General features: G+C 37.6%; 6 protein-coding genes. 2 read left to right on the top strand and 4 right to left on the bottom strand.

Annotated elements, in window-relative coordinates; all coding sequences use genetic code 11:
- Positions 1-1,314 precede the first annotated feature (1,314 nt).
- From QNJ50_RS18270 to QNJ50_RS18255, 4 genes are all read right to left on the bottom strand, one after another.
- Positions 1,315-2,688 carry an alkaline phosphatase family protein gene (locus QNJ50_RS18270; protein ID WP_300637801.1) on the bottom strand — a complete coding sequence of 458 codons (1,374 nt, stop codon included), beginning with the start codon at positions 2,686-2,688 and terminating at the stop codon, positions 1,315-1,317.
- A gap of 295 nt (positions 2,689-2,983) precedes the next feature.
- Positions 2,984-3,187, bottom strand: a complete 204-nt coding sequence (locus QNJ50_RS18265) for a hypothetical protein (protein ID WP_027843412.1) — start codon at positions 3,185-3,187, stop codon at positions 2,984-2,986.
- Positions 3,188-3,345: 158 nt separating this feature from the next.
- A complete protein-coding gene (locus QNJ50_RS18260) occupies positions 3,346-4,473 on the bottom strand; it encodes a transposase (protein ID WP_300637798.1) in 1,128 nt (375 codons plus the stop codon).
- Positions 4,430-5,065, bottom strand: coding sequence for an IS607 family transposase (locus tag QNJ50_RS18255; RefSeq protein ID WP_300637796.1), 636 nt, complete (start codon positions 5,063-5,065; stop codon positions 4,430-4,432). Before QNJ50_RS18255 ends, QNJ50_RS18260 begins: the two co-directional genes overlap by 44 nt.
- Before the next feature lie 237 nt (positions 5,066-5,302).
- Between QNJ50_RS18255 and mnmE the strand changes: the two genes are divergently transcribed.
- Both mnmE and hisC read left to right on the top strand, forming a co-directional pair.
- On the top strand, positions 5,303-6,697 hold the full coding sequence (gene mnmE / locus QNJ50_RS18250) for a tRNA uridine-5-carboxymethylaminomethyl(34) synthesis GTPase MnmE (protein WP_300637794.1): 1,395 nt from the start codon (positions 5,303-5,305) through the stop codon (positions 6,695-6,697).
- 177 nt (positions 6,698-6,874) lie between these two features.
- On the top strand, positions 6,875-7,924 hold the full coding sequence (hisC, locus tag QNJ50_RS18245) for a histidinol-phosphate transaminase (RefSeq protein ID WP_300637792.1): 1,050 nt from the start codon (positions 6,875-6,877) through the stop codon (positions 7,922-7,924).
- Positions 7,925-7,970: the final 46 nt, after the last annotated feature.

Here is a 7,970-nt window from a genome sequence, read left to right as displayed (position 1 = left end):
TCGTTGCTTATTCCCAGAATTTGTTTTGTGCGGTGTGGGTATTCTTGAATATAATGAAGTGGATTTTTCATTTTGGTAGACGGTGAAAACTCCGTTCTACCATTTTTTTGGCACCAAGTTAATATTCCGGACAGGTCTATTACTCTAAACATCTCAATCCTAATTATCTAGTTGCACCTAATATCAATTCTCAGGTCACCATAAGAAACCGATTGAAGCAAATAAAAAACCGACAGTCTTTGGTGGAAGGCTGTCGGCAATTAGTGTGTTCCCTATTAATGACTCGGCTAGAGTTCAGTTATACGTATTATGCCCAGTACAACTATTTCAGGAGAGGATCTTAATCATAAGTTTTTGTGATTGTCATCACATAATTCTTGTCGTGAAACTGCATCCTTCTAAGCAGCTAATTACAGTGGTTTCACTAAATTATTGAAGTCATTGCGTAATTCAAAAAATAATTTTAGTTATAATTTAAATTTATTTAAGGCACTACGTTCTGAGTATAATAACGGATATTTAATATGAAAGGATTTTGAAGTATGTAGTAATTTCTCTAGTACCTGATCGAGATAAATAAAAACTCTAACAAATATAAATACTTCCCATTAATTAGCTGGCTATTCATACCCAAAAGCAAAAGATACAAAAATACTCACTTCTTATAGAGTGTAATGAAGTTGTTTCTCTAATACCTAGGCAAACATTTCTCATAGCAAGAACTACTTCTGAGTAATTAGAAAAAACAGCAGTAATTGCACGACAGTATAGATGTTTTTAGCAAATTACTTATATCTTCTAAATGTCATATCTTCTAAATGTCAACAGCATTAATTTCTGTTTACTATCAATTAAATTATAGTCTATTTCTCTCCACAAACAGTAACTTTCGTTACTTGTATCCGATATAAGTCAAGTGGTATATAGATATTTAGATATCTAAAATATAAATTAGATGATTTGAATATATGAAGTTAATTTTTTATAAAAAAGTCATTTACTGCACCAATGTAGTGGCTACTCTTCCACTCCTTAACTAATTAGACATAAAGTTTTGAAGTACCATTGTAAAAGTCTAAAAATATATCGATAAGAAATCTGTGGATTGCATTTATATGTTTACGAGCTTGGGAGTAACTTTCATTCAATAAGCTCTATAAACGGATGTAAGCGTAACCTCCAGCAAATCAAGTAGATAAGTGACTCTTACCCATAAATCGAACTATGCTGCGTTGAGAAGATTATATTAGAAGTCCTACATTGTTATAAAACTCCCAAAAGATAGAAATTATGAGTACAATTTCTAGATTGAGGCTAAAAACGATAAGCCAAAAATGGGATTAGCATTTCAGCGCGACTCAAACCACCATGAATTCCAGTCGGTCCATGATGACGCTCTTCGCTGGTAACTTGCTGGCGACACATCCATTCTCCACGTGGAATAACTAACAAATCACCGATTCTATCCTTGGATTCCATATTCATTTCTTTACCGGGAACTCCAAACAAACCCAATTCAATAGCTTCTGAAGTAGTCATGATTAGGAATTCTTCGCTAAAATTTTGCTGCATATAATCAAGAACAGGTGCTTCTGCTCCATGCTTGACATGTAAAAAACGAATTCGCGACTCACCCGTTACCGCTGGAACCGATAGAAATTTAGTTAAATCTGGATGTTCGTCAAGCCATAAAATTTTATCTGGGAATGATTGACGTTGTCCATGGTCTGCTGTGATTAGCATAACAGTATCACTACGACCTGCTAGGGGGTCTAAAAGTTCGCGTTTCAGAGTAAAATCAATTGCAGCAATCTCTGCACGATATGAAGGAGTTAAAGGTCCATAGCGATGGGAAACCCCATCAATGTTAGGCAAATATATGTAAGTAAAACTTTTTGTTTGATTGTTATTGGCTTGCAAGCGCTGACGTAATTGAGCGAAAGCATCAGATGCAGTCATGTAACCCTTAAATTTACTGTTTCCAGCTTGACTACCTCCGCTAGTATAACGGCTGATACTTGTTTGTTTGAATCGATAAAAATTGATAATTTCTACATCTATACCAGCTTTCTCCATCCGCAAATAAATGTTAGGTACGGGTAGTAAGGTGTCTGGATTAAGTTGAGTATCAAGAAAAGATGCAGAAGTTGGAGCTATATTAGGACAAAAACCAATTAGGTTAACAACGCTACCAATTTCTCGGAAATAAATATTAGTGCCCATTATGCCATGTTGAGCCGGTGCGTAACCCGTTGCAGCTGAAGTTAATGCAGTGACCGTTGTGCTGGGATAAACGGAAGTTATCGGCATAAAAAAAGCTTGCTGTTTATGGGAAGTGATCGCAAGTTCTGGAGTATCTTTTGCATCCATCAAGCTTTGCAACTGATCGAAACCCAAGCCGTCCATAATCAATAACACCATATGGTTAATTGGGGCTTGTTGCAGCCATTCTTCCCAACCAGAGGCGATCGCACCGACTCCTAATAATTTAGGATTAAAAGCTGGTAATGTTGCTTGCTCGCTTAAACTTGGGGCGTCAGGACAAAGTTGCTCGATAGCCAGAGTTGCGATATTCGCCAATCCTAATCCTTCGTAGCTGGGGCGTACTGCATCTGAACCAAAGTTTGACGGTAATTGTTGCCCAGCCAAAAGCGCTTTTTGTGCTGCGGCAATTGTACTGTTATTCATTTTATTTTGTAACGGGCACCGTGTACTACTTTAGCTAAAGCAGAGCAAGCATGTAATATCATCTTAAAAGTAGGTTCTTAACTCAATACGGTTCAGATAAGCCTAAATTTCCTGGTAGAGACGCGACAGAGGCTAACGCCGACGCCGCAGGCTCTGTCGCGTCTCTACAGTGGTATTTGTTTTAAAAAAAGTTTTAACTGAACTATATTGGTTTTTAACTTAAAGACAAACAACCCCAACTGAGCTACGCTATAGTTGGGGAACTTACAGAAATTTTGTTCCTTAAAACTCCTAGCTACAAATCATCTGGAATAACCCATTTGGGAGGTTCCATCATTTTTTTCATTCTTGCTGCTTCTGCCATTTCTAACATTTTATCTAAAGATGTATTCTCAATAAATTTTGTTGCTTCTTCTCTGTACTCGGTATTAGGACATTTATCACCTAAAACACAGCCATTAATACAGGCTTCTTTGCAATTGATTTCGGTGCTCTCCATTTCAGGTTTCCTTGTTTATTTTCTCTTTGGATCTCTTCGCGCATGATCTTAAAGCGCCTACTGTAGAAGGTAATCCGGAATAGTAGACCGGATAAGTAGAAATACCTTTCTTTTACCTAAATATTTTATCGCTAGTGCAACATTTAACCTGTACAAACCTACTCAGAAGCAGGTAAGACCTGTATAGCATCGTTAATATGGATGGTTGTTGCCGACAAAGCTCGAATCATAATGTTCCGAGCGCCATTCCAATCTCTAGGTGCTGTATAACCACAGTTGGGACATTGGAATTTTTTGCTTCCGCCTAATTTATCGTGAATATGACCGCATTCGGGACAAGTTTTACTTGTATAGGATTCGTTGCACAAAACAACTAAAACACCTTTACGTTGAGCCATCTGGATTAAATGTTTTTGAAATTTATAATGACTCCAGGTAAGCATGTTTCTAGCTGTTTTCTTAACTAGTTTTCTTTTTGATTTAAGAACCATATTAGAAGTTTCAAATATTGGTAAATAAATCAATTTATAGTTATCAGTTAAGAAAGAAGCCAATTGATTGTGTAATTCTTTAATTAAATTTTGAATCCTAGTGCGTAAATTATGAGCAGCCTTTCTCATAGCTCGTCGCTGTTTCTTACTAGCGCTTAAGTCTCCACGGCTCATTAATTTATCGAGATAAGAACACAATCTTTGAATTTTACCGATATCGTTTTTTCCTACTTCAATAATACGGTAACCATCGTAACAAGTGGCAAATGTCCTAACCCCAGGGTCAATAGCTACCACATTGTTTCGGTAAGTTGTAGTAGGTTTTATATACTCTGGAAATATTCCGTACCATTTACCTTTAAGCCAGACTAGTTGAGTTCCGTAAGAACATTCATCAGGAAAACCTTGAGGGCTTCTAAAACTAGTTCCTTTAGTTTTAGTTGCATACCAAGTACCTTTCTTAAAGTTTCCAGCTTTAAATTTGATTACCTGTCTAACTTGACGACAAGACTTGAATTTAGCATATCCTTTATTCGCAATTGCTTGTTTGTAAGCGTCAACAGCATCTGCTACAGCCTCTTGTAATTGATGACCTGGTAATGAATTAACCCAATCTGATTTATCACATTCTCTAGCTTGTTTTTGTAAATCATAGGTAGATGATTTGGAACCAGATTTTAAAACTGCAATCGTCCAGTTATAAATCCAACGATAAGCGTTTAACCATTGTTTCCAAATTTTATGCAATTCTTTACAAGGAAACACCCGTAACTTCCTGACACTGTTGGGTGTCAATTTCTTTGTCTGGTTCCGAGGTTTTGTCTTGAATTTCTTTGGTGACTTTGTTTTTGTATTTTCTAAGCCCGTATAACCTTGCACTGAAGCAATGGAGGATGGACAAGATATCTTCAACGAGTTCTGTTTCTGGAGATAACTTACGCTGGTTGAGAACCACGAGCCTGACTCCGGATTGTTGACATAACCACTCGATAAGTGGAAAGCCAAATCTAACTGCTCTGTCGGGATAAGCGACGACAAGTGTTGAGATATCAGACTTGTATACTTGTTCCAGTATTTTGATGAATTTTCTCCGTTTAAAATTGAGTCCTGACCCAACCTCACTAACAATGGTGCTTGACGGGTAACTCTGGCATAAAAACTCAATCTGTCTTTCAAGGTCATCTCTTTGGGAATGAGTAGAGACTCTTGCATAACAGACAACGGGCTTATCTTCCGGTTTTGTTGATTCTTGGATACAAAATCGCCGCTGATTACCTTCTGTTCTAATTGAATCGAGTCTTCCTTCTTTATCCCATCTTCTAAGTGTTGTGATGCTAACTCCGTAGAATTTAGCCGCTTCTTTGGGGGTAACATATACTTTACTCAAAAACCTATCCAAATCTGTACATTAGTCATATCAAACAAATGAGGAGGTTTGAAGAGGTTTAGTTAGAAAAAGTTTAATAGTTACACCTCAGATTTGCTCTGGCAATCAACTCCAATTTGATAAATTACCTATTGCTTAAACTCCGATATCGACTAAAGTAATCTGAAAAGAACCCAATATAAATTGTTAATCTAACCAATATCAATTACAAATATTTAATCTCAATTAAAGGCGCTGATGTCGGAAATATTTGCCACCACTGGAACTATTACAGCCATTGCTACAGCTGTTGTCCCCCAACAAGGTAGTGTAGGAATTGTGCGCGTCTCTGGTTCAGAAGCAATGAACATTGCTGAAACTATTTTTCATACCCCAGGAAATCAAGTTTGGGAAACTCACCGCATTCTTTATGGTTATATCCGCCATCCCCAAACAAAACAAACTGTGGATGAAGCACTTTTATTGATTATGAAAGCACCTCGTTCCTATACCCGCGAAGATATAGTGGAATTTCACTGTCATGGCGGAATTATGGCGGTACAACAAGTATTGCAACTATGCTTGGAAAATGGTGCTAGGCTCGCCCAAGCTGGAGAATTTACCCTCCGCGCCTTTTTAAATGGGAGGCTAGATTTAACCCAAGCTGAAAGCATAAAAGATTTGGTGGGTGCAAAGTCTCCCCAAGCAGCACAAGCAGCGCTTGCAGGTATACAAGGTAAATTAGCTGTTTCTATCGGAAAATTACGCGCCCAATGTTTGGATGTTTTAGCAGAGATTGAAGCCCGAGTAGATTTTGAAGACGATCTACCGCCTTTAGATTGCGACGACATATTATTACAAATCGAAAAGTTTATTGTTGAAATTACCGGATTACTAGCAACAGCAAACAAAGGTGAAATGTTGCGGAGTGGGTTGAGAGTTGCAATTGTTGGACGCCCCAATGTAGGAAAATCTAGTTTGTTAAATGCTTGGAGCCGCACTGATAAAGCAATTGTAACTAATTTACCTGGGACTACTCGGGATGTTGTGGAATCCCAGTTAGTTGTTGGTGGAATCCCAGTACAAGTACTAGATACTGCAGGAATTAGAGATACAGAAGACCAAGTTGAAAAAATCGGTGTCGAACGTTCTGAGGGTGCAGCAAAAGCAGCAGATTTAGTATTATTTACTATTGATGCTTCTGTTGGTTGGACAGATGCGGATGGAGAAATTTACGATCGCATCAAACATCGTCCTGTAATCTTAGTAGCGAACAAAATTGATTTGTTACCAGAAAATGAAATAATAAATCTTGAATCTCAAATTCAGGAGTCACACTCTAGAGTTATGACAGCTGCTGCCCAAAATCAAGGTATTGATGCTTTAGAAGCAGCGATTTTAGAGAAAATAGGTTTAGGTAAACTACAAGCTGCAGACTTAGATATTGCCATTAATCAACGACAAGCTGCAGCACTGGTTAGAGCTAAAAAATCTTTAGAACAGGTACAAATTACAGCCCAACAACATTTAGCTTTTGATTTTTGGTCAATTGATTTACGGGGTGCTATTCAAGCTTTAGGAGAAATTACAGGTGATGAGGTGACAGAATCAGTTTTGGATCGCATATTTAGTAAATTTTGTATTGGGAAATAGGTCTTACTGGGGATTAGCGACTGGGGACTGGGGATTGGGAATTATTTACTTGCTTCGTAGGTCTGTCTATTCATTATTTTTGCCATATTCTAGAGACGCAACATGTGTCGTTTCTAAGACTTGTGGCATCAGTAATCTATCAATTAACCACAAAGAATAAAAACAAAGGAAAAATTAATGGGTAGTTTTTTTCGTTCTAATGTTGATGCGATGACTGGATATATTCCCGGGGAGCAACCCAAACCTGGGAGTAAAATTATTAAGCTTAATAGTAATGAAAATCCCTATCCTCCTTCACCTGCGGTAGAAAAAGTGTTGCAAAGTTTTGACTGGAAACGTTTACGCAGGTATTCCGACCCTTTTGCAAATGAATTCCGTAATGCTGTGGGTGAAGTCTTAAATGTTCCCCCTGATTGGATAATTGTCGGTAATGGTAGCGATGAAGTTTTAAATTTAGTAATTCGCGCTTGTGCTGGAGTGGAACGAAAAGTAGTTTACCCCATGCCAACTTATGTACTTTATCGTACTTTGGCATCGATGCAACCAGCTGAATTTATTGAAATTCCCTACCCTGAAGATTACCGCTTACCTGTTGAAGAAATTATTCGGGCTGATGGTGCTATTACATTCATCGCTACACCCAATAGCCCTTCTGGACATATAGTTCCGTTAGAAGATTTGCGATCGCTAGCTACAAACCTCTCCGGTGTGCTAGTTGTTGATGAGGCTTATGTTGATTTTACTTCGGAAGATGCATTATCCATTGTTAAAGAGTTTGACAATGTAATTTCAATCCGGACTTTATCAAAAGGATATTCTCTTGCAGGAATTAGGTTAGGTTTTGGGATTGCAAATCCTAAACTGTTGGCAGGTTTGTATAAAATCAAAGACAGTTATAACATAGATGCGATCGCCTGTGCGATTGGTGCTGCAGCAATGCTAGATCAAACTTATAAGAATGTTTGCATAGAAAAAATTACAACATCAAGGGAAAAGTTAGCATCAGAACTCAGAGAACTAAACTTTCGCGTTTGGGACTCCCAAACAAACTTTTTGCTCGTTCAACCACCTCGAAATAATGCTGAAGATATCTACTTAAAACTTAAAGCCCAAGGAATTTTAATTCGTTATTTTAAACAACCTGGTCTGGAAAATAAGTTACGTATCACCATAGGTACAGACGAACAAAATCAAGAACTTATAGCGAGTTTAATCCCTTTAGTTTAATATATTTAGTGTATTGAATATCTGTAATTATACTTAGCTCATCTCA

The sequence above is a fragment of the Mastigocoleus sp. MO_188.B34 genome, assembly GCF_030065675.1.
Taxonomy (GTDB): domain Bacteria; phylum Cyanobacteriota; class Cyanobacteriia; order Cyanobacteriales; family Nostocaceae; genus Mastigocoleus.
The sequence above is the reverse complement of the archived record's forward strand: the minus strand, read 5'-3'. Positions and strand labels throughout refer to the sequence as shown.